Annotated in this window: 18 protein-coding genes; 4 read left to right on the top strand and 14 right to left on the bottom strand. The window is 50.4% G+C overall.

Annotation, left to right across the window (positions count from 1 at the left end; all coding sequences use genetic code 11):
* The first annotated feature begins 99 nt into the window (after nucleotides 1-99).
* The gene (locus NE473_RS10725) at nucleotides 100-1,956 is read left to right on the top strand and encodes an LTA synthase family protein (RefSeq protein ID WP_055649665.1); all 1,857 of its coding nucleotides are present in this window, start codon (nucleotides 100-102) and stop codon (nucleotides 1,954-1,956) included.
* Between the two features lie 51 nt (nucleotides 1,957-2,007).
* Here the strand turns inward: NE473_RS10725 and NE473_RS10720 are convergent, their stop codons facing one another.
* The 8 genes from NE473_RS10720 to NE473_RS10685 all read right to left on the bottom strand — a co-directional run bounded on the left by NE473_RS10720 (nucleotide 2,008) and on the right by NE473_RS10685 (nucleotide 12,815).
* Nucleotides 2,008-4,692, bottom strand: a complete 2,685-nt coding sequence (locus NE473_RS10720) for a translation factor GTPase family protein (RefSeq protein WP_055649664.1) — start codon at nucleotides 4,690-4,692, stop codon at nucleotides 2,008-2,010.
* Between the two features lie 271 nt (nucleotides 4,693-4,963).
* Nucleotides 4,964-5,950 (bottom strand): radical SAM protein, encoded by a 987-nt coding sequence (locus NE473_RS10715; RefSeq protein WP_155560838.1) that lies wholly within the window; start codon nucleotides 5,948-5,950, stop codon nucleotides 4,964-4,966.
* 1 nt (nucleotide 5,951) lies between these two features.
* Nucleotides 5,952-7,337 (bottom strand): polysaccharide deacetylase family protein, encoded by a 1,386-nt coding sequence (locus NE473_RS10710; RefSeq protein WP_055649663.1) that lies wholly within the window; start codon nucleotides 7,335-7,337, stop codon nucleotides 5,952-5,954.
* A gap of 1 nt (nucleotide 7,338) precedes the next feature.
* Nucleotides 7,339-8,391 carry a zinc-dependent alcohol dehydrogenase gene (locus NE473_RS10705; protein WP_055649662.1) on the bottom strand — a complete coding sequence of 351 codons (1,053 nt, stop codon included), beginning with the start codon at nucleotides 8,389-8,391 and terminating at the stop codon, nucleotides 7,339-7,341.
* The gene (locus tag NE473_RS10700) at nucleotides 8,388-9,239 is read right to left on the bottom strand and encodes a sugar phosphate isomerase/epimerase family protein (RefSeq protein ID WP_055649661.1); all 852 of its coding nucleotides are present in this window, start codon (nucleotides 9,237-9,239) and stop codon (nucleotides 8,388-8,390) included. The genes NE473_RS10705 and NE473_RS10700 overlap by 4 nt, the downstream gene beginning before the upstream one ends.
* A 7-nt stretch (nucleotides 9,240-9,246) precedes the next feature.
* Nucleotides 9,247-10,071 carry a carbohydrate ABC transporter permease gene (locus NE473_RS10695; protein WP_055649660.1) on the bottom strand — a complete coding sequence of 275 codons (825 nt, stop codon included), beginning with the start codon at nucleotides 10,069-10,071 and terminating at the stop codon, nucleotides 9,247-9,249.
* Between the two features lie 17 nt (nucleotides 10,072-10,088).
* The gene (locus tag NE473_RS10690) at nucleotides 10,089-10,973 is read right to left on the bottom strand and encodes a carbohydrate ABC transporter permease (protein ID WP_006771361.1); all 885 of its coding nucleotides are present in this window, start codon (nucleotides 10,971-10,973) and stop codon (nucleotides 10,089-10,091) included.
* A gap of 474 nt (nucleotides 10,974-11,447) precedes the next feature.
* Nucleotides 11,448-12,815 (bottom strand): ABC transporter substrate-binding protein, encoded by a 1,368-nt coding sequence (locus NE473_RS10685; RefSeq protein ID WP_138312097.1) that lies wholly within the window; start codon nucleotides 12,813-12,815, stop codon nucleotides 11,448-11,450.
* Between the two features lie 225 nt (nucleotides 12,816-13,040).
* Between NE473_RS10685 and NE473_RS10680 the strand changes: the two genes are divergently transcribed.
* Entirely contained in the window at nucleotides 13,041-13,904 is an 864-nt protein-coding gene (locus tag NE473_RS10680; protein WP_006771359.1) for an AraC family transcriptional regulator, read from the top strand.
* Between the two features lie 21 nt (nucleotides 13,905-13,925).
* Here the strand turns inward: NE473_RS10680 and NE473_RS10675 are convergent, their stop codons facing one another.
* The 4 genes from NE473_RS10675 to NE473_RS10660 all read right to left on the bottom strand — a co-directional run bounded on the left by NE473_RS10675 (nucleotide 13,926) and on the right by NE473_RS10660 (nucleotide 17,671).
* The gene (locus NE473_RS10675) at nucleotides 13,926-14,750 is read right to left on the bottom strand and encodes an EcsC family protein (protein ID WP_055649658.1); all 825 of its coding nucleotides are present in this window, start codon (nucleotides 14,748-14,750) and stop codon (nucleotides 13,926-13,928) included.
* Nucleotides 14,751-14,752: 2 nt separating this feature from the next.
* Nucleotides 14,753-15,112 (bottom strand): YccF domain-containing protein, encoded by a 360-nt coding sequence (locus tag NE473_RS10670; RefSeq protein ID WP_006771357.1) that lies wholly within the window; start codon nucleotides 15,110-15,112, stop codon nucleotides 14,753-14,755.
* Between the two features lie 118 nt (nucleotides 15,113-15,230).
* Nucleotides 15,231-17,159, bottom strand: a complete 1,929-nt coding sequence (gene abc-f / locus NE473_RS10665; RefSeq protein ID WP_055649657.1) for a ribosomal protection-like ABC-F family protein — start codon at nucleotides 17,157-17,159, stop codon at nucleotides 15,231-15,233.
* A 236-nt stretch (nucleotides 17,160-17,395) separates the two neighbouring features.
* Entirely contained in the window at nucleotides 17,396-17,671 is a 276-nt protein-coding gene (locus NE473_RS10660; RefSeq protein ID WP_022033118.1) for a hypothetical protein, read from the bottom strand.
* A 141-nt stretch (nucleotides 17,672-17,812) separates the two neighbouring features.
* Between NE473_RS10660 and NE473_RS10655 the strand changes: the two genes are divergently transcribed.
* Nucleotides 17,813-18,532, top strand: a complete 720-nt coding sequence (locus NE473_RS10655; protein ID WP_006771354.1) for a sigma factor — start codon at nucleotides 17,813-17,815, stop codon at nucleotides 18,530-18,532.
* A complete protein-coding gene (locus NE473_RS10650) occupies nucleotides 18,510-19,304 on the top strand; it encodes an anti-sigma-I factor RsgI family protein (protein ID WP_055649656.1) in 795 nt (264 codons plus the stop codon). The genes NE473_RS10655 and NE473_RS10650 overlap by 23 nt, the downstream gene beginning before the upstream one ends.
* A 12-nt stretch (nucleotides 19,305-19,316) precedes the next feature.
* On the opposite strand, the gene NE473_RS10645 is transcribed toward NE473_RS10650, so the two are convergent.
* Both NE473_RS10645 and NE473_RS10640 read right to left on the bottom strand, forming a co-directional pair.
* Entirely contained in the window at nucleotides 19,317-20,618 is a 1,302-nt protein-coding gene (locus NE473_RS10645) for a DUF1576 domain-containing protein (protein WP_055649655.1), read from the bottom strand.
* A 92-nt stretch (nucleotides 20,619-20,710) separates the two neighbouring features.
* A complete protein-coding gene (locus NE473_RS10640) occupies nucleotides 20,711-23,314 on the bottom strand; it encodes a cation-translocating P-type ATPase (protein WP_055649654.1) in 2,604 nt (867 codons plus the stop codon).
* Nucleotides 23,315-23,392: the final 78 nt, after the last annotated feature.

Below are 23,392 nucleotides of genomic sequence, written 5' to 3'. Positions count from 1 at the left end.
AATCGATCGTACATGGAAATGCAATTTTTATTTTCTCTCTTGAACCCAAAAAATCTTTGTGGTACGATAACCTCATCCCATTGACAGAAAGGCTTACCCATGACAAAAGAAAAAATAATTCCTTTGGCCCGCAAAACGGTCCATATACTTTTTACCCTGTTTCTTCTGACGGTTCCATGCATTTCCTATTTCTTATTTGAATATGTAACCGGTAATCTGGCGACGATCCCTTCTTATATGGCAGTATTAAACATCGGCTGGATTTACACCCTTTATCTTCTTGTGTTTGCTGCAACAGGACGGACAAGGATCGCCGTTCCGGCCGTATCCATTCTCCTCTTTATCCTTTCCCTGGCCGAGGCTTTCGTGGTATCCTTCCGAAGCCGTCCCATCATGTTCTGGGATATTCTGGCCTTTGGAACGGCCATGACCGTCTCCCAAAATTACGTATTCACCATAACAAAGTCCATGAAAATCGCCGGACTGATTCTACTCGTCATCAATATCGCTGCAATCGCATTTCCAAGGCGTATCTCCGGCCGCAGATTCAGACTCGCCTTTGCGGGCACGGCAGCCGGTGCCATCGCAGCTTACGGCGTGTGGTTTTTTACATTTCTCATGCCCTCGTGGGGTCTGGGAATCAACATGTGGGAGGTCAACGAAACCTACAAAGAATACGGTTACATCCTCTCCACCGCGGTGTCCTTCCGCTACGCGGTGAAAGAGAAGCCTGCTGGATACAGCACTTCCCAGATCAAGCGGATTTATCATGAATACAAACCGGAAGATGTCGTCCTGGCCTCCGCCGAGGATGTTTCCCTGGGCGAGGATACTGCAGCCCCGGTCAATATTATCTGCATCATGAATGAAAGTCTGTCCGATTTACGCACAGGCGGCTCATTTGACACAAACCAGGAATATTTTCCATTTCTCTACAGCCTGAAGGAACATACCATCAGCGGAAGTCTCTGTATTCCCGTCTTCGGCTCCATGACATGCAATTCGGAATTCGAATTTCTGACCGGGGATTCCATGGCCTTCCTGCCTTCCAACTGCAGTGCCTATCAGTTTTACATAAAGCCCGGAACATACAGCCTTGTCAGTACCTTAAAGGAGCAGGGCTACCGGACCATCGCCATGCATCCTTACCCGGGCGAGAACTGGAACCGCGATACGTGTTATAAGAACATGGGATTCGATGATTTTATTGACGAGACCCGCTATGAAGAACGGGATTTTCTTAGAAACTACGTAAGCGACCAGTCGGATTATGAAAACCTGATCAGGCAGGTGGAAAACAAGGAGAACCCAGACGACCGCCTCTTCCTGTTCAATGTGACGATGCAGAATCACGGCGGCTATGAGGGAATCTACGACAACTTCCCGCAGGAGGTATGGCTGACCGGCTCCTTAAAGGATAAGTATCCAAAAACTGACCAGTATTTATCCCTGATGAAGCGCTCGGACGAAGCCCTGGAATATTTAATCCGTTACTTTGAGAACAGCAGCGAACCTACGATGATAGTGATGTTCGGCGATCACCAGCCCAGTGTGGAAGATGAATTTTACGATGAAATCGCCGGAATGCCCAGCGCCGACGTCCCCACAGGCGATCATCTGATGTGGTATGAGACGCCGTTTCTCATCTGGACAAACTATGAATCCAAGTCAGAACAGAAAGGGAAAATGAGCGCGATCTATCTCGCTTCCGAGCTTTTAGATCAGGCGGGCCTTGATATGACGCCGTACCAGCGTTTTCTTCTGTCCATGGAAGAGGAACTGCCTGTGATCCATCCGCTGGGCTGCTATGACGCCTCCGGAACCTACTATTCCTGGGAGGAGACCGGCACCGACCGTTTTCCATACCGGGAAACCATCAGGGATTATGAGTATCTCGTTTACAATCATAGCTTCGATCCAAAAAAATATAAGGACATGTATACTGCAGGACAGTAATGCCGGATACTGCAGGATACTGATATCTCAGACCAGATAAAGGAGCATCCGTCATTCTTCCGGAAGCTCCTTTATCTGGTTCATCATCTCCTCGGACATAGAATCCAGCAGATAATTTTTATTCTTTTCCCCTGTCTTTTTCTCCTGATACTCCTGATGAACCGTTTCACTCAGGCGGCTGATCTCTTCCTTCAGTTCCCTGGCCGATATCAGCCGGCATCCCTGGCCGTGTATGATAATCTGCTCCAGATGATCCGAGGTAGCCACCGTCACATCGTATTTTCTCCCATTTTCATGGGCGAACTTCTCAATATACTGGTCCGCCGTCTCCGCTTCCTTCGTATAGACGACGCGGATATTGTGGTAGTCCAGGCACTCCGTCACATGGCCCTGCACCCGATAGGCATCAAACACGGCAATCAGCCGGCATTTCTTCATTCCCTGGTAATTGCACAAAATATCGAGCAGTTTTCCTCTGGCGCCGTCGATGGTATGTTCCGCCAGTTCCTTAAGCTCATCCCATGCAAAAATAATATTGTAGCCGTCAACCAGAAGATACTCTTCCCTGGGGGCTTCCTTTTTGTAGGTTCTCACCACGGGAACACTGTAAGATTTCTCCCGGTTTTTCCAACCGGACTTAGTCCCCGAGGAATTCCCCCGCCGGTTGGCGTAAAAGGTGCGTTCCAGGATGGCATCCACTTCCTCCGTGCCAATCCACGTTTCTTCCCGTTCCGTTCCATCGCCCCGTGCGCCTGTCCGCTGACTTTTTCTGTCGGCAGCTCCGGCCGCCCCGGCTATTCCATCTGCCCTGTCTTTCTGTGTTTCCAGACAGCTCTCCAGATGCATATACTCCGGAACCTGGTCCCAGTCCACCAGGAATCCTGCCCCATGGGCACAGAATACGGAGCCTGACGGGTTCGCCGTGTCTCCGTCCGCTTCATAGCCGATGGCGGCCACAACCTCCTCCGTATTGTGGCACGGCCCGTAGCCGGAAAATGTAAACGACAGCCTTCCCGCACCTCCCGTATAAGCGGTCACCTCTTTCTGATATCCCCCCATACAGGCTGCGGGAGCGCTTCCGGTCAAAACCGCCCGGTCTCCTTCCATAACAGGAGGCATCACTTTCCCGGCCATGCGTTCCACGTCGCTCATTGCCCGTCCGACATAACGGTCCGGCAGTTCAAGACGAAAATCGTAAAATGGCTCCAAAAGCATGGACTCCGCCTGCATCAGTCCCTGACGGACAGCCCGGTAGACAGCCTGACGGAAATCGCCGCCCTCCGTATGCTTTATATGGGCCCGCCCTGACATCAGCGTAATCTTCATATCCGTAATCGGCGACCCGGTCAGCACACCTTTGTGCTCCTTCTCTGCCAAATGTGTCAGCACCAGTCTCTGCCAGCTTTTACCGAGAATATCCTCGCTGCAGGCGGAAGCAAACTGAAGCCCGCTGCCCGGCTCGCCGGGTTCCAGCAGAAGATGTACCTCCGCATAGTGGCGAAGCGGTTCAAAATGCCCCACGCCTTCCACCGTGTTCATGATTGTCTCCCGGTAAACAATACTCCGATCGCCAAATTCTACCGCAATCCCAAAACGTTCCGCAATCAGGCTCTTTAAAATCTCCATCTGAATCTCGCCCATAATCTGGACATGGATTTCCTTCTTGCTCTCCTCCCACTTGACATGCAGCTCCGGGTCTTCCTCTTCCAGCTCCCGGAATTTCGGCAGTACGGCCGCCGCATCCAGCCCTTCCGGCAGCAGGATCCGGTATGTCATAACCGGCTCCAAAAGGGGCATGGCCGAAGCTGACTGGGTTCCAAGCCCCTGCCCCGGAACCGCTTTCGTAAGCCCCAGCACAGCACAGACAGTACCAGCCGGTGCCTCCCGTACCGTCTCGAACTTATCCCCGGAATAGAGGCGGATCTGATTTACCTTCTCCTCGTTGATGATCTCTCTCGTCGACAGACTGCCGCCCGTGATTTTCATATGGCTCATCCGGTTTCCCTGTGCATCCCTCGATATCTTAAAAATCTTCGCACCGAATTCCTGCGGATAACTGGGCGTTTCCGTATACTCCTCAAGCCCCCTCATGAATTCTTCCACGCCATCCAGCTTCAGCGCAGAACCGAAAAAGCAGGGGAATAAATGCCTGTTACGAATCTGCATGCGTATCCCGCTCTCCTCCACACGGCCAGTCTCCAGAAATTCGTCCAGCACATCCTCACCGGACATGGCAATCTGCTCATAAAAATGATCCGTTCCGGCTTCCCCGAAGTCCACAAAGGTTTCTTTCAGAACCTTCCTCAGTTCATCCAGGAGATCACCTTTTCCCAGCTCCGCCAGGTCCATCTTATTGATAAACAAAAATGTGGGAACCCGGTATCTGGCGAGAAGACGCCACAGCGTCCTCGTATGTTCCTGAACCCCATCCGTCCCGCTGACCACCAGGATCGCATAATCCAGAACCTGGAGGGTACGCTCCATTTCCGCCGAAAAATCCACGTGGCCCGGCGTATCGAGCAGCGTCATCTCCATGTCCTTCCATTTCAATATCGCCTGCTTTGAAAAGATCGTGATTCCGCGTTTCTTCTCCAGTTCATACGTATCGAGAAATGCATCTCCCCGGTCCACCCGCCCCATTTTCCGGATGCTTCCGCCTATGTAGAGCATCGCTTCGGACAGTGTCGTTTTTCCTGCATCCACGTGGGCCAAAATACCGACTGCCAGTTTCTTCATCTTCGTATCGTTCTCCTTCTATGTGCTGCTGCAGAGCTCATGCTTTTTTCCTAAAGGTACTGCCATTGGACAATCCTGATTTTTATTCGTTCTGATTCCGCCTCAATACCGAAAGCAAGCTGTCTGCAAAAAACACAGACAGCCTGCCATTCAGATTTCTGCTTTCACTTTTATGGATTTATGAATATTATATCATTCACAGGTCAAAAGTGAAAGCTGTTTTTCGGTTCCGCTTTTAGTAAATCAAACTAACCAAAGCGGCTTATCTCTTTTACAGTTCAAAAAAATCTTCCTTATCCCCCCAGGAGCAGTGTCTGCACGACGGATTTCTCCCATTTTCCACCAGCTTCCGGAACTTTTCGGCTTGTTCTCCCCGAAACAGTGCCTCAAGCGGCTGTTCCCGCACATTCCCCATGGAAATGTCGGTAAAATCAGTACAAAACGATGTCTCCCCGTTCCACATAATATGGAGATGACGCCATGGGGAAAGACAGGGCCTCACGATTTCTCCGGAACGAACATGCGGCAGATACCGGACTTTAAAAGCATGCGTCCCGGGCTCCTCCAGACGGAATCCGGCCTTCTCCATCTCCGAATCCCCCTCACCACTCTGCCTCCACGATTCAATCGCCTCCGCTTCGATGGAAAATTCCCGTTCCATCACGGCTTTATATTCTCCAATCTCCCGGCCGTTTAAAACGATCATATCCTGAAGCAGCACCTCATCCACGGGAAAATCTGACAATTCAGCAAAAAACTCCTTCAGCTGTCCTTTCAGTTCTTCCGTCAAAACGGCCATACAGACCACCGGCAGTAAAGGCGCCGCCCTCTTTACTGCAAGCAGATTCTCCCGGATCTTCCGGAATGTTCCCGCTCCGCGGATGCTGTCATGGAGTTGCTCCGGTCCGTCAACAGACACGTAAATCTTGTCCAGGCAGTACGGGACAGTCTCCGCATGCCGGTCCAGCAGAGTCCCGTTTGTAACGATTCCGACCCGGTACCCCCGTTCATGAAGTGTGGAGGCGATCTCATCAAAGCACGGGCTCATGAGCGGTTCCCCGCCCCAGAGCATGACCGATGGCTTCTTTCCGGCGGCCGCGTCCAGTTCATTTACGATCCCAAGCCACTCTTCCGTTTTCAGGGCCATGCTCTCCTTGCCGTCACGCAGCTCGCTGTTTTTCCTCTGTCCGCAAAACCAGCAGTTTAAATTACACTGCCTGGTCAGCTGTAAATGAATCATCTCCAGTCGTCGTTCCATCTCACTCTTCCTCAAAATATCGCATCTCCATCAGCCTCTCCTCGATCAAACCAAGCTGGGAACTCATAATATCGGGTGAATACAGGGAACGGAGCCCGGCGATTCCCAGTTCCTTCATCGCCCCCGCCACCCGGTCATTTGCCCGGTACAATGCCTCCAGCGCCTCTCTCACATTAAATCTGCCGGGAGAAGTCGGAGCAGGCGGCCATCTCGCATCCGACACCCACCCTTCGGTAACCGCCCGAAAGGCCGCAGCCAGCGCTTCATTCTCATGCCAGTCGATCTGCTTATAGGCGGCGATCCCCTCGATCCCCTCCAGAATCATGCGGCAGACCGGATCCAGCTGCAGCGCCTGATCCGTATTCAGCCAGGCCTTTGCCGTTCCCCCGTGCCACGCAGCCCCATTTTCAATTTTTAAAATGAAGGGATTCTCCAGAAGCTCTGCAGATTCCACCACCTCCGAAGGTGTCGCAGGAACAAATCCGCTTTCTATGGACAGGTCCATGATTTCCTTAAACCGCTTCAAGCTATCGCCTTCTTCCTCAAAGAACCTGGCCTGATTAAACTGTTTGACATAGAAGTATGCCGAACTTCCTATGTATTCCGCATCCTCGGCATACGGCATGATAAAGGAGCCTGTCTCCTGTGCACGCGCGTTCCAGCGGCAGAACATGGACTGAATCTCCTCATAGCGGACCGCCTCGTTTCTCACGCCCTCCGTCGCCCCCATCAGATACCAGAGCAGCAGATTTGCCATACAATCGGAACGGAAGATCAGCTTCAGCCCATCATCACAGATAGAGGGATTCGTCAGATACTTTAAATACTCCGGCTTATCCTTTATATATTCCTCTATAAGAAACAACTGGTTTTTATTGCTATGTCCCTGCACATCATAACACAGTCCGGTGGCCTTTCTTATCTCAGGAAATGAGAGGAAGAAGGAATCGGCGTCCATAATGAGCGTCTCGATTCCCACCTCCTTATAGATGCCCGGAATCTGTGCGTTCCAACTGCATTCCGGATTCCATCCAACCGTCGGACGGATACCGGTATAACGCTCCCATGTGTCCAGGCTCCTTAGCAATGTATGTACCGCCACCTCACGCGGCACATTTCCCATCATCAGATGTGTATACGGGGATGCCACCGGCTCCACCTGACCGTCCAGAATCAGCGCCTTCAGCTTTTCCATGACCTCTGGAGCCAGCCTCTCTATTTCATCCAGCGTCTTGCCGCTGGCCTCAAATCCTATTTTATACTGATTGTCCCGAACCAGGTCAAACAGCTTTTCATAGCAGTTTTTCACGACCCATTCCCGCCGTTCCATTTTCAGCTGGGAATACTGGATATTCGCATGTGGAAGAAAAATAACTTTAGGCCTCATATTATTTGCTCCAATCAAAGATTATTTTAAATACATCCTCGCCCTTCGCCATCTTGTATTCAAATGCCTCCGCACACTTCGACACCGGCCAGATCTCCACCGGAAGGCCGTTCGTATCGAATTTCCCCTCGCTGATCCAGGTAAGAATCTGCTCCTTACAGCCGGGCGCCAGCGCACAGGACATGGAAATTGTACAGTTCTTTGTAAACCAACGGTGATAGCTGTCCATGATGATTTTCTCCGGATAATCCCCCTGCCAGTGAATATGGCCCGGCGCATCGTCGGTTCCCCAGCCGCCGTCCTTCAAATATTTATGGAGAATACCTGGCACCTCTGCATTGCCTGAGCACTCGATAATCTGATCCGCCATGGCGCCTCCGGTGGCCTTCCTGATCACCAGTTCCGCTTCAAACGGATCGGCCACAAGATCCACATACTTCTTCGCAATGTCACGCCTGAATTTATTCGGCTCAATGGCAATGACTCTCAAATCCGGATTTACGATCTTTAAAATCTGCATGGCGCTGATTCCCACCATGCCTGCGCCGCTCACCACGATCGTCTGTCTGCCCTCCAGATTCAGCGTCCGGATTCCCTTTAGGGCTACACACGGAAGATAAGCCAGCACACCGTCAATATAGGAAAGGTTTTCTGGAATCTTAACCATATAGTCAAACGTGTCATTCGTGGTATCGGAATCCTTTACCGTGTATTCGGAGCCGCCGCCCCATGCGGCACAGACATCACCGTATTTCCGGCATTCGTTAATCATAACCCGGTCTCCCGGTTTCAGGCTTCCATCGCTCTCTTCCCCTGCCGCGACTACCTCACCGGCGGTTTCATAACCAGGCACCAGCGGATAGTAGCACTGTTCCGGATGCTGAAGTCCCTTATAGGTCTTCATATCCGTTCCGCTGGAAATACTGCTGTAATACGTCCGCGCGATATAGGCATCCTTTTTGGGCTCCGTCAGAGTAATCTCCCTTAAGCGGACTTCATATGGTCTCTCAATCACGACGGCCCTTGTCTTCTTATAATCGTAAATAGTACTCATAACCAGACCTCCTTCAAAATAGTCTCCAGGTACTGTTTGCTGCGCCTGGTCCCTTCTTCTATGTCCCGTGGTTCCTCATATTCGATCATCAGGGTATCCGTCCATTTCAGGACCGTTTCTATGGTGCGTTTCCAGTCTCTCTTCTCATCTCCGATGGCTCCAGGTTTTAAGTGACCGCCCGGCAGCTTCACAAAATCCTTGATATGGGCATAGGCGATGCGGCTGCCGACAAGCTCCGCCGTCTCTTCCACATCGCATCCCGCAATGGCATAGAGATTGGCCGGATCGAAGACGAATTTCAAGCTGTCATCCGTTTCCCGGAGAATTCTCTTTAAACACCCGGTCTCCGTGGCTGCCGAATGGAAATGAACCACCCCATCCGGATACGCCATCACTCCCCCATGGGTCTCCATGGCTGTCACCACTCCATGCTCCTTTCCATACCGGGCTACCATGTTTAACGCATCTACCATACGTGAAAATCGCGTCCCATCCACTTCCCTGTAAGGCGTAAAACCAGCAAATATCCGCAGCGTTTCCACTCCTAAAAAGGAACAGATATTGATTACCTTCTTAATCTTCCCGATGTCCTCCGTTGCCGCGTTCCCGTCTTCAAGCGTAAAGTCATTGCCCGTCGCCGCGGTATCCAGAGAAATCCCAAATGCTTCATACTCCTTCTTTACCTGCTCGAGAAGACGTACATCTGCGTCTGTCTGCACATCCGCAGGCGAATTGGCGATTCCCAGTTCCAGGGAAACGAGCCCCAGGCTCCTTGCCAAGTCAAGCTGCTGTGGCAGTGTAAGCTCCCGAAAGCCCCACGCAGCCGCTCCGATTCTAATCTCCTTCATGCCTCACTCATCCTTTCACCGCTCCCGCGATCAGTCCCTGAATCAAATATTTCTGGAAAATCAGATAAATAATAATGATTGGAATACACACGATCATGGCTCCGGCAAACGCCGTCACATAATCCGTATTTAAATATCCGTTTACCACCGAGTAGAGCCCTGCGATAATTGTCCTCTTCTCCGGCCTGCTCACAATGGTAAATGCCAGCACAAACTCGTTCCACACCCACATAAACTGATAGAGAAGCACGGTGGCCAGAGCCGGTTTCGCCAGAGGAATTGCAATGTTGGCGAAAATTTTAAATTCCCCTGCTCCGTCTATCTCCCCCGCCTCGTAAAGTTCATACGGGATTCCCGCAAAAAATCCCTGAAGGACAAAGACTGCGAAGGGCAGGCCGCCCGCCGCATAGGTCAAAATCAGTCCCGCGTGGGAACTGCCGAATCCCAGCTTTCTTAAGACAATAACGATGGGAAATATGATCATTCCAGCCGAAATCGTTTGTCCTGCCAGAAGATAAATCAAGGTCACCTGACTTAAATTCCCCTTATACCTGGAAATGGCAAAAGCCAGCATCGTTGCAAAAACCAGCATCAATAACAGAGAGAAAGCGGTAATCGTCACGCTGTTTTTCGTGAGAACGGCAAAATCCGCTTTCTGCCACGCATCGCTGTAATTGGAAAACAGGAACTTTTCCGGAAGGCTCCAGGGCTTTGTCATCAATTCCTTTTTGGATTTAAAGGAAGAAAAGAAAACCCAGATAATCGGGATCATCGTGACGCTGAATACCATCGCAAGTACGAAACCTAAAAATAACTTTTTTATTGTCTTCATGCTGTCCGTCTCCCTTCTCAATCCGCAGTCCTGTTCTGTATTTTCATCTGGATAAAGGAACAGATGATCACAAACAGTGTCAGTGCTGAGATGATCGCCATCCCGTATCCGGCATTGGAATTCGTAAATACAGTTTTATACGAATACGTAAGAATCATCTCCGTGGTATAATACCCCGGCCCTCCTTTTGTCATTGTGTATATCAGATCAAAAACTCTGAATATATCTATAAATACTAAAACATAGACAATTGTGATAATTCGTTTCATACACGGGATGGTGACATTTCTGATCACCTGCCACCTGCCTGCTCCGTCCAGCACCGCGGCTTCGATCAGATCGATGGACACTGACTGGAGACCCGCAAGAAACAGAACGAAATAGACCGGAATCATCTTCCAGAGAGAGGTAAAGGTCACCGCATACAGGGCCGTCTTCGTATTGGTAATCCAGCCTGTAGCCAGCCCTCCCAGTCCCACCGCCTTTAATATCTCGTTTAAAATACCGTACTGCGGATTATAGATCCACTTCCAGAGAAACACGGTTACAATCGTCGGTATCATAGCCGGCAGGTATGTTACAGTCCTCCAGAAGGACTTTTTCCTCGTGAAATTCTCAACCAGATAGGCGACGGCAAATGCGGCCACCGGAACGACGATCAGGGTGATAATTCCATATTTAATGTTGTTGAGAACCGATACTCTTAAGATGCTGTCATACAACAGATTCACATAATTCTTAAATCCCGTAAACTGCGCGTCCGCCAGATTCACAATGCCGTTCCAGTTGGTAAAGCTGATATAGAATCCCAAAAATACGGGAAATATCCAGAACACGGTGTACACGGCCAGCGCAGGAAGAGAAAACATTAGAAAATATTTTCGGTTCCTTCTCTCTTTCATAAAGTGTACTTGAAGACTCAGCTTTAGACATGAGAGGAATTATGCCCCTCTTTACTCCTTTGTGAGCTCCTTCTCCTTTTTAATAATTTTCAATTGCTCAAATATTCGCTTGCATTTTACTCTATTATTCAGTATAATATACTCATATTTAAAGTTAAGCTAGGAAGAAAACCGTTATGTAATCGCAGAGAAACACCTGATTACAAAGACACTTATCTCGACCCTTCCAGTGCAATATATGTTGTACTGGTTTTAAGAGAGGAGCCGGATGTATGAATCCGGCCCCTCAATTTAACTAAGAAAGTGAAGATTCCCCCACATCTACAGGCGGAAGGGTAAATCGCCAAAACAAGTTTAACGGTAGTGGCGGGCGGAGAGAAATCGGTATCCCCCACTGACATGAGGTCAAACTACACATCTCTAAAAGGTGTGGCCGCACTCTGTGAAATTACCGAACGTGGATTGAAACAAACGCTATTTCTGAGCCTGCTCCTCCTCCCAGATCTTCTGGACATTATCCAGCACACCGGCCGGAGTCTGATTTCCCTGAATCATCTCCTGGATGCCCTTGATCATATTATCCAGTACCTTGGAGGACACCATGTCCAGAAGGTAGAAGGAATCTGCGGTTCCCGCGCCCTTTAACTGCTCTGCCGCTGTAAGGAGAGCCGGATGGGTAAGACCTGCGTTCCATTCGTCCACATTGACTATTTTTCCTAATTCTGTTACATCACTCTTCTGAACCTTTTCACCAAATAAGAATGCCAGTGCCTCCTCGGCTGCCTCCTGATTTTTCACGTTTGCCGGGATACACCACATGCTGCCCCAGGTAACCGACACACTCGTCTTTGGATTCTCTACAAAATCCATTTTTTCAATGATATTGTACTCGAAATCGTCTTCCTTCGAAGAATCGATAGCCGATGCCATGCCCGTGTGAGCCGTGTACATGCCGGCCTTTCCCATAACAAACTCGGCAATCGCGTCATCGTCGGAAATATAGTCGGCGCTGGACTTATCGATTACGCCGCTCTTAACCATCTCATCGACAATCGTCATTGCTTCCACCATGGAAGGATCGTTGTATTTCGCCTCATTATTATAGGCTTTGATCAGCAGGTCCGTCCCCACAAGCTGAGCCTGTACCTTAGCCAGGAGATCCGGAGCACACCAGTTCCCTCCGCCGGTCACAATCGCTTTGTAGCCATTGTCATTTAAAGTCTTCGCGGCATTTGTAAGTTCCTCGAGATTTGCAGGCTCTTCAATTCCCAGCTCCGCAAACAGCTTCGTATTATAGAAGATACAGCTTGTATTTGCAAAATCCGGGATTCCGTACACGCCATTTTCCGGATTATTGAGCGGGCCTGCCCATGCAAGCGCGCCTTTGTTGTAATTCCAGCCCTCTTTTCCGAGGAAACCGGTCAGTTCCATGAGCTGTCCATTGGCGGAATATTCGTTGAAGGTCGTCTTCATCAGCTGTACAATCTCCGGCGGATTATCCCCCATCAGCTCCGCCTTCACCTTGTCGTCATAGCCCTCTGAACCGTAAAATTCCAGATTGATCTTAACCGGATTGCTGTCATCTGCATTGTACTCGTCCACAAGAACGGGCCAGTTGGAAATCTGGCTCTCCGACCATTTAATCAGAACTCTCACTTCCGGTCTCTCCGCCGGCTTCTCACTCTCTGCAGCCGCCTCTGTTACTGCCTCCGTTTCTTTTTTCTCTGCAGCCGTCGTCGTCTCTTCCTTCGCAGCAGGTGCAGACCCGGTCGATCCGCAGCCAGTCAGTGCTGTAAATGCCAGTGCTGCTGTCATAACAAGTGCCAGTGTCTTTTTCTTCATTTCCTTCTCCTCCTGTAATCAACATTTTTAATATAGTTCATCAATACCTTTCACCTCATCTGTAGCCTTTTAAAACAAAGAAACCGCGGTTTATAGTGCACTCTGTTTACTTTTTATTGATTTACAAACTCATTTTTGTTAATATTATAATATAATAAACATTCATCAAAAACAATATGTTTTGTTGTATTTTATATAAAAAATGTTGTATGTCAGGAGGAACTTATGCAGAGAAATATGATAGAAATCTTTCGAAAGAATATTTCCGGGGAATCTTCATCCCTTTCCTTTGGTTATGCCGGCCGGGAACAGTGCATGGGCAGCCACTCCTTCGGCCCAGCCAGGAGGGCCCACTACCTGATTCATTTCATTATAAAAGGAAAGGGCGTTTTCTTTGCCGATGACAAAAAATACATACTTAAGCAGAGAGACATGTTTTTAATCCGGCCAGGAGAGACAACATTTTACTATGCGGATGAGGTGGATCCCTGGGAATACGCATGGGTCGCATTCGTTGGAAGTGACGCTGCACAGATTACGGAAAGCTGCGGCTTTGCTTACAGTCCCGTTGCCACCTATCCCGATTCCCCCGAACTGATTGAATCCATCGACGATATCATCCACCACATGCAGACCGGTGATGAAAACGACTACTACCTTCTTTCCCGGCTGTACAACATTTTTTACTATCTTTCCAAGCCGGTTATCAACACACAGAATACTTATAAAAATGAGATCGTCCGCCGCACAGTCAACCTAATCCGGAGCAGCTATTTTGAGAAACTCACCATCCAATGGCTGGCCGACCAGGTCCGGGTTGACAGAACTTATCTTTACCGCCTTTTTAAGGAAGAGGTGGGAATCTGTCCAAAAGAATATCTGACCCAGTACAGAATCCGCATGGCCACAGTCATGCTGTCCACCACAAACCAGTCAATTAAGGAGATCAGTTACGCCTGCGGCTTTACCGACACCTCCCTTTTCTCTATCTGCTTTAAAAAATATTTAGGATTTACCCCGCAGCAGTTCCGGAAGATTGATGGCATCCAACAGCTTTCTTTTCAAATGATGGATGAAAAGGCAAAATGAATTAAGAGCCGGAAACGGGCATCATCCCCCATTCCCGGCTCCGCCTTTCGCCGCATACCGATCCTGTAAAAATCTTCTTCTGTACTTAAGCTCCGCATAATCTGTGATCCGTTTTAGATACACACAGTCCGACAGTCCACCCGCAATCCCGATAATCGGCAGTCCCTGTACAAACTTCATATACAGAAGTTCCTCCGACAGCCGGTTCGCCGCCTTCCGCATTACCACCTGTTTTTCTTCCAGACTGCCAGTTCCCTCGATCCAGCGGTTAATTCTCTCATTATCCTCAGCCAGTTCCCCGCCCCGCTCCAACGCGGTCTTTATGATCTCCAGCAGAAACACCTGCTCCCGCCCGGACTCATAGGCATACCCGTAGCTGACTGCAATCTCATATAAACTCTTCAGGATAACGCCTGTAAACAGCGGAATATCCGGTATTCCGATCCCGAAGACTCCGGTGCCGATCCCCTCAACGCCGGAGATCAGCAGGTTCTTCGCCTTCGTTGCGCCTGCCTGCCTCGAAAACGCTTTTAAATTCTTCCTGCTTTCCTTCAGTTCCGCCGCATAAGCATTCAGTTTCTGCAGGTACTCTCCGTCTTCCTTCCGGTAAGTCTTCTCAATCACCGTACCGCCCTTTTCAAAAACCAGCTGAAACGCCTTATAAAACGCGGCATCCAGTGTTCCCTTTAACTGATCCGGCACAACCTGGTCCAGCTTCTGATTGATGGGCGACGGCCCCTTTTCCTTCTGCCGTTCCACGAAACGGGCCTCGCTCCTTTCAAGCGCAGCCCATTCCTTTTCCAGCGCCGTCCTCTTTTTCCCCGGCCGCTTTCCCGGAAACTCCATGTTTAATACACCTCGCTTCCGAACGGCATCAGTGCCAGCTTCGCCAGTTTGAACTGCTGAAGCCCGAAAGGAATTCCAATCACCGTAATGCACAGCACCACCCCGATGAGCGCCGATTCGATTGCCAGGGGCAGACCTGATACGATGAGCCAGATTAAATTCAAAAGAAATGACCCGGCTCCGCCGCCGTACCGGACCTCCTTTCCAAACGGAAAGAAACTGAGCGCGGCAAATTTAAAGCACTGCATCCCCACCGGAATGCCAATGATCGTAATACACCACAGGCAGCCGGTAAGCGTCCAGCTCAGTCCGCTTAAAAAGCCGCCGAATATAAACCAGAGTAAATTTCCAAGACAACCCATTCTTATCCCTCATTTCATGACTGATCATTCTGTTACTGGTCACTCTATTACACTGTACCATCCCGCCGCACACTCCGCAATCCCCGGACAACAGCTTTTAGAAAAAAATAAGGGTTCGCTAAGAATTCTCTTCGTTTTCCTCACCTGACCATACGAAATACCACTCCATACAGAGTTCATGCCAGGCGGCAGCCGCTTCCTCATACTGGCGGCAGAGTTCTACATAAGCCGGTTCCATTTCCCACTGACCACCGGTCCAGAAATCTTCCGATTCCATCCACTCCTGCTTCATCGACACCATCGACGCATACAGCTCTCCCGCCCTCTCTCCGGCCGGAATCATTGTTTCTGATACCAGACGGAGCCGCCAGTCGATGTATGCCTCTTCTGCAGATATTTCCTTAAGCCTGTGGCGTTCCGCCTTTGGAACCGCCCTCATTCCGGCGATCAGCGCCTGTTCCTCCGCCTTCACCTGAGCCGCCAGGCCGCCTTCTCCCTCCGATTTCCGTTTTCTCTCCAGGTAATGCCCATATCCAAAGGGATAATACATCACCGAATGATTTTCAAAGATCAGAAGCGCGTCCGCCACCTCGCTTAAAAAATACCGGTCGTGAGAGACGAACAGCAGTGTCCCTGTATATGCGCGGAATGCGGATTCCAGCGTCTCCTTCGCCTGGATATCCATGTGATTCGTCGGCTCATCCAGAACCAGAAAATTGGGTCTGCTCTGCAAAAGTTCCGCAAGCACAAGCCTCGCCTTCTCCCCTCCCGAGAGAGAGGAAACCGATTTCTGCGCTTCACGCCCTCCAAACAGATACGCCCCCAGAATGCTGCGCGCCTCCTTTTCCGTCAGGGACGGGAATAAGTCATGAAAATGATCCGCCACCGTTTTTTCAGATGTCACCTGAGCTGAGAGCTGGTCAAAATACCCCATGGTTATGTTGACTCCAATCGCCATTTCGCCGTCCAGCGGCGGAAGGAAGCCTGCAACCGTCTTTAAAAATGTCGTTTTTCCCGAGCCGTTTGGCCCCAGGATACCGATTTTCTGCCCACGCCGGATTCGCAAGGTGATCTCCAGCAACGCACGGTCATACCCTACTTTCAAATGTTCCGATTCAAACACCCATTTACTGCCGGTAATGAGCGGCGTCAGTTCCCCGGTAAATATATGGATCTCATCTTCCTCCGGCTTTTCCACCCGGTTCATCCGTTCCATGGCTTTCTTCTTCGCTCTGGCAAACGAAGCCTTGGACGGCTTGTGTTTAAACCGTTCCACCACGGAATTCAGCCGCTCCAGTTCCTCTTTCTGGCTTTCATACGCCTTTTTCTGAAGCCTTATGCATTTCAGTTTCTGCTCCCTGTATGCAGAATAATTGCCCGCGTAGCGGGTAAGCTTCCCTCCCGCCAGCTCATAGATCACATCAGCCGTCCGGTCTAAAAAGAAGCGGTCATGGGATACCATTACCACTGCCTTGTCATACTGCCTCAAATACTCCTCCAGCCACTGTACCGTTTCTAAATCCAAATGATTCGTCGGCTCATCAAGCAGCAGAATATCCGGTTTTTCCAGAAGAAGCCGGATCAGTGCGATCTTCGTCTGCTCTCCTCCCGAAAAGGAAGACACTTTCTTTTTCTTATCTTCCTTCGAAAATCCAAAACCGGTAAACAGGATATCATACTCCCGCTCGTACTCGAACCGCTCCCTGTCCCATTCCGAAAAAACGGCGGAACCGTTTTGGCCCGTTCCCGCTCTTTTCGGACACCCTTTTAAGAGTTCTTCCTCCACCGTCTCTGATGGATCATCAAAGGGCTGCTGCCTCATCATGCCGACAGTAAGCTTCCTGGATGTCATAATTCCCGGGCCGTTCCGCTTATCGTCCCGGTCCAGGGTCAGCTCGCCTGCCAAAAGTCTTAAGAGTGTCGTCTTCCCCGCTCCATTCTTCCCGGCAACCGCAATTTTTTCCGTTCCCCGTATTTCAAAATTAATATGAGACAGAATCGGCACTCCGCCGGCACTCACCGTCCCATCTGTTATCTGGTATAACATAGCGTTTCCTTTTTCCATTTTATTATTTACGCAGGCAACGAGTCAGGCGGACATGCTTAACGATCCGTCTGGCGGCTGCGTTTCCGCCTCTTCATCTTACCACACCAGCTCCCCGGGCGCCATCTCTATTTAAAACCGTTCCTTTTCTCTTACACAAAATCGGAGCCCGGAAGAATCAGTGATTCCTCCAAAGCTCCGATTTTCTGACTTTTTGCTTTTACTCATTGTCCCTGCGGTCAATGACAGCCGTGGCTTCCATGGTTCCCATGATTTCTGTGGTGTCCACTCCGGCTTCCGCTTTCCGTGCCGCAGGTTTCACTGTGATAGGAACACGTTCCATCCTGGCAGGTTCCGCGATAGATTACTCCATCGTGCTCATGGCAGGCCGCTGTCTCACAGCCTTCCACGGCACACGCCTCATACCGGTCGCAGGCGCGTGTCGACGCCAGCGCCGGAAACGCCATACTTAATACAACAGCAGATGCAATGATTCCGGTTATTATCTTTTTCATAAAATCATTTCCTCATTTCATTTTTATTCTCGCTTAAAGAATACGAAGGATCTCCGGCAAACCATAGGGTCTGAAAAAATTTTTATTGATTTACACCAGCTGGAAAAAGCTGTACAATGGCAGGGAACAGGAGGTGGAACCGTGGATGACATTGAAAACCGTATAAAAAAAGCACAGTCAGACTCTTCTGAACTCGAGCTGCTCATAAGCGACTATCTGCCTCTCTTAAAAAAACAGGCCGGCGCGGCCGCCTCCGGAATTCTGGAATACGAGGACCGGCTCAGCCTCGCCATGCTGACGTTTATCAGCTGTGTTCGCCAGTATACGGAAAAGAGAGGCAGCTTCATCTCATTTTTCTCGGTCTGCTTCCATAACCGGATCACGGATGAGATTCGCAGGCAGAACCTGTATTTAAAGAACGTTCAAACGCTTACTCCCGACTCGGCCGAACTGGAAACCGCGGCCGGTAAAGCTTCATTGGATGCCTACGACAGGGAACAGGAACGTCTCTCCCTCTGTGAAGAGATCGACCGCCTTTCCGAAGCCATCGGCGTTTACGGCGTCGCCTGGAAGGATCTTCCCCGCATTTGCCCGAAGCAGCCGCGCGCCAAAGCCACGTGCCGTCAGGCGGCCGCTGCCGTACTCCTGAACCCGGAATTTCACGCCATGTTTTTCGGCCAGAAGAAGCTCCCGCAGGCACAGCTTGCCTCCGCACTCTTTCTTTCTCCGAAAACCCTGGAAAAGCACCGAAAATACATTGTAACTCTGATCATCCTCTTATCCGGAGACTATCCCGGAATCAGAGCATTTCTTCCACAATACAGGGAGGTGATACCGATTGAAGACTGGAATTGTCATTGAAATAACAGGGAAAGACGCTATTGTAATGAAAAACGGAGGAGAATTCATCACACTCCCGGCGAAGGAAGGCTGGAAAAAGGGAGATATCATCCCTGTAAACAGGAGAAAGAGACCGGCTGTCCCTATCCGCCGCTTCCTGGCAGCGGCCGCTGCCTGTCTGTGCCTTGCAGTATCCGGAGGCGGGTACCACTATTACTATGCACAGGCGGCTTTAATCAGCGTGGATGTCAATCCCTCCATCGAACTGTCTGTTAACCGCCAGGACCGGGTTACCTCCACTGCAGCCCTGAATGAAGACGGTGAGGCACTGCTTACGGGAATCCGGCTGACCGGCATGGAATGCGGGGAGGCCGTAAGAGAACTGCTGCAGGCAGAAAGCAGCGGACAATATCCGGCCGATCATAAAAACGTGGTCGTCACCGTCTATTCCGCCAATGAAGACCGGCAGTCCCGGCTGTTAAAAGAAATCCGCGAGACAGCAGATCATGCGCTTACCACCCGCGATGCGGACGGCAGCACGGAATACCGGGCTGTGACCTCCGAGGAGGTAAAAGCCGCCCATTCCTGCGGAGTGACCGCCGGCAAATACATTTACTTGCAGAAACTGGAGGAAGCCGACCCCGGGACCGATATTTCCCGGTACAGCCACTGCTCCATCGATGAAATTAAGGATCACATTTCCAATTGTGAAAAACGGCATCAAACGGATTCCACGGAATCAGACAGCGGCGGCAAAGACTGTCACTCCGGTCATGACCATAAAAACAGATAGGCCCGCCTGTCCTTACAGGGAATCGTGCGTCCGGGCTCTCGCCCTTCTGTCCCGAACCGACTGAATCACCGGTACCAGGAACATGGCGATAATGCCCCCTGCAAATCCATTGTTATAGAGGTTCATTCCTCCATATACGATTCCCACATTCAGCGCCACGGATGCGTGCAGAAATCCGGCCAGTACACCGGCCACCACACCGAACTCCCCCGCGATGGGTGCCAGAGTCGTAGAGAGCAGAAGGGCCAGCATGGCACTGGGATCAGATATATTCCACGTTTTCACAAAACTTCCCAGAATCACGCCTGCCATAACCGGCAGTATATTCCTCAGATGCTTTCCTGTGGCGCTGAACCCGACGATTGTGAAGATTCCGCCGATGGTGGGACCGTTTAAATCTCCGCCGGCCAGCAGTACAATCAGAGTGGATGCGATTCCATTGACTCCCATATTAAACAGAGTCGGCGCAAATCCCTCACTTTTCACGTAATCGGTACCGCTTAACCCGTACGTCTTCCATATTTCCATATACCGCTTCCAGACCGACTCCGCGATAAGGCAGGAAAACAGAATCATACCGCCAAACAGCCCGAGCAGCAGTCTGGCGAAGAGCACGTCATTTCCCGTAGACCATATCAGACGGGCTTCCGTCTGCAGTCCGAAGGATTTCATCAGAGAGACGATAACCGTCGCTATAATCCCCGAGGCAAACCCCACATTATACAGGGAGTAGCCCTTATGGGAGTAATGGGTATGTGTGGACAGCGGCGGCAGCACGAATCCGATGATCATGCCCACAAGAATGCTGAACGGCAGTCTTACTGCCAGAGGCAGATGTCCCACCGTCATAAGCTGGGTAATAATCGGCGACAGACTGGTTCCATAGAAGCCGACATAGATATACCGTGTGACCGAGGTCTTGTGGTAAAAGGCATAGAGACAGACGCCCATCATAATCGACCAGATATTTAAGATATTCTTTCCGAACAGAGAAAACCCGAACATAAGAAAGCAGGAAGTAATTGTATGCCCGCTCATGTCCATCCCCAGGAAATAGACAATTGCAATGGAAATCAGAGCCAGCACACCGGCATTGATAAAAGCGGCCCCAATTCCCCCAATTGCAATATAATCCGTAATCAGGAAATCCGGCTCCCTGATAATGGTAACAATTCCCTTCCATACTTCATCTGCCGGCTGAAGAATCAGCCCCGCAGCCATAAAATAAACCGGCACCAGGGCAAGAATCAGAAACTTTGTCCGTCTGGACAAAGGTCCATGATTTCTGAACTTGTGTAATAATTGTCCTGTCATGTCGTTTCCTTCCCATATTGTATTCTGTTGATACCGAATTATTTTATCATACTATTTTATCCATGAAAAGCGTTAAAAAAACAACGATATCCTCAGCGGCTCCGTTCCCTGATCACCTTCGTCATCTGTATGATCACAGTCGGAATCACCGCCAGCAGATAGACGAGTCCAATCTGGCCGCCAGTCAGAGCCGTGACGGAAAACAGTTTTTCCAGGAATGGCACAAACATTACAAGGCTTAAGAGTACGACGCCTGCCAGAAATGCACCAAGGCTGTACCAGTTGCCGGAAAATCCAATTCTGAAGATCGAATGGCTGCTTCTGCAGTTAAATCCATGGAACAGACGCGCCAGTGTCAGCGTACAGAATGCCATGGTACTGGCAACCGCAGCGCCGCCCTGATTCAGCCCCAGATGGAAGGCCGTCATGGTACAGACAGCGATAAGACCGCCCTGCAGGAACAGCTTCATCATAAATTCCTTTGTCAAAATCCCCTCTTTCGGATCTCTCGGCTTCTGAGACAGCAAATCCTTATCCGCCGGTTCCATACCGATGGCAATGGCCGGAAGCGAGTCCGTCAGAAGGTTGATAAACAGCAGATGGACCGGTGCAAACGGCACAGGGAGCGCCATGATGGAAGTATAAAGCACCGAGAGAATTCCTGCCGTATTTCCCGACAGTAAAAACTGTATCGCATTTTTAATATTCCGGTATACGTTTCGCCCATTCGCCACGGCCTTGATGATGGTGGCAAAGTTATCGTCCGCCAGGATCATGGATGCCGCATCCTTGGACACCTCGGTCCCCGTAATTCCCATGGCTACGCCGATGTCTGCCTTCTTGAGGGCCGGCGCGTCATTGACACCGTCGCCCGTCATGGAAACAATGCTGCCTCTTCTCTGCCAGGCATCGACAATCCGGATCTTATTTTCCGGCGATACCCTGGCATAAACAGAGATCTTCGTAATCTTTTCATCCAGCTCCTGATCGCTCATACCATCCAGCTCGGCTCCCGTAACCGCCAGATCGCCCTCTGAAAAGATGCCGATCTGTTTCGCAATAGCCGTCGCCGTGATCTTATGGTCTCCCGTAATCATAACCGGGCGGATTCCGGCCCGCCTGGCATCCGATACGGCCTCTTTCGATTCCACCCTCGGCGGATCCACCATGGATACCAGCCCCAGAAAGGTAAAACCGTTCTCTGTTTTCAGGGACAGCACATGGCCGTCCTCCACTTCTTTATAAGCAAATGCCAGAACACGCAGACCATTCCGGGAAAATTCCATATTCTGACGGTTAATTTCCTCCCTGTCTGCCTCCGTAAACTCCCGGATTCCCTTGGAGGTACGGATATGGGTTGTCCGGTCTAACAGGACATCAACCGCCCCCTTCGTCAAAATAGTGGGCACACCGTGGAGTTCATATTTGGTGCTCATAAGCTTTCGGTCGGAGTCAAACGGAATCTCCTCCAGCCGGAGCATCATTGTCCGCAGCACATCGTCACTTACACTGACCTTTCTGGCCATCTCCAGGAGCGCATATTCGGTGGGGTCACCGATACCCTTTCCGTCCACGATGGCAGAATCATTCGTCAGGATCGAATCGTATAAGATATAGCGGTGAAGCTGTTCATGCAGATCCAGTTCTTCCGGGCGGAAGATTCTGCCGTCTGTGTAAATCTCCTGGACAGTCATCTTATTCTGGGTCAGGGTTCCTGTCTTATCAGAACAGATCACAGAGACGCAGCCCAGACTCTCCACCGCCTTCAGTTCCTTGATAATCGCGTTTTCCCTGGCCATCTTCTGGGTTCCCATGGCCTGCACGATGGTGACAATGGAACTGAGCGCCTCCGGAATCGCAGCCACAGCCAGCGCCACGGCAAACATCAGCGAGTCCAGAACCGGCATCTTCCGATACAGGCTTAAAGCAAACACAATGGCGCAGATGACCATGATAACAGCCGCCAGGCGTCCTGAAAACTGATCCAGACTCACCTGAAGGGGCGTCTTTTTCTCCTTTGTGGCATTCATCAGACTCGCGATCTTACCGATCTCCGTATCCATTCCCGTTCCGGTCACCACCACCATGGCTCTTCCGTAGGTGACAAGGCTTCCGGAATATACCATGTTGGTCCGGTCCGCCAGAGGCATCTCGCCGTCAATCGTCCCCTCCTCCTTATCCACGTTGGTGGATTCTCCTGTCAGGGAGCTCTCATTCACCTGAAGCGAATAGTTATTTAAAATTCTTCCATCCGCCGCCACCATGTCTCCGGCCTCCAGAAGGAGAATATCGCCGGGAACCACGTTGGCCGACGGAATCTGGATCTTCTGACCGCCGCGGATCACCTTCGCACTGGGGGAAGACAGACTCTTTAAGCTTTCCAGAGATTTCTTTGCCTTTTCATGCTGAACAGTCCCTAAAACCGCGTTCAGAATGATGACGGCCACAATGACAATCGTACTCTCCACATTCCCCGAAAACATGGAAATGACGGCCGCTGCAATTAAAATGACAACGAGAAGGTCACAGAACTGCTCCGCAAATACCGCAAGCACGCTCTTCTTTTTTCCCTCCTTCAACACATTTTCGCCCTTTTCGAGAAGGAGCTGTTCCGCCTGACCGGCTGTAAGTCCTTCCTTCGTTACATTGAGTTCCTTTAATATTTCCTGTTCGTCTTTCTGATACCAATCCTTCAAATTTTCCTCCATTCTGCCGTTTTTCGAAAAAACGGCCGCGCATCAGACTTAAGCTGAATCGTGCTTCCGAGATGATGT

The sequence above is a fragment of the Hungatella sp. SL.1.14 genome (assembly GCF_024460495.1).
Classification (GTDB): Bacteria; Bacillota; Clostridia; order Lachnospirales; family Lachnospiraceae; genus Hungatella; species Hungatella hathewayi.
This window is presented reverse-complemented; position numbering and strand designations above follow the sequence as displayed.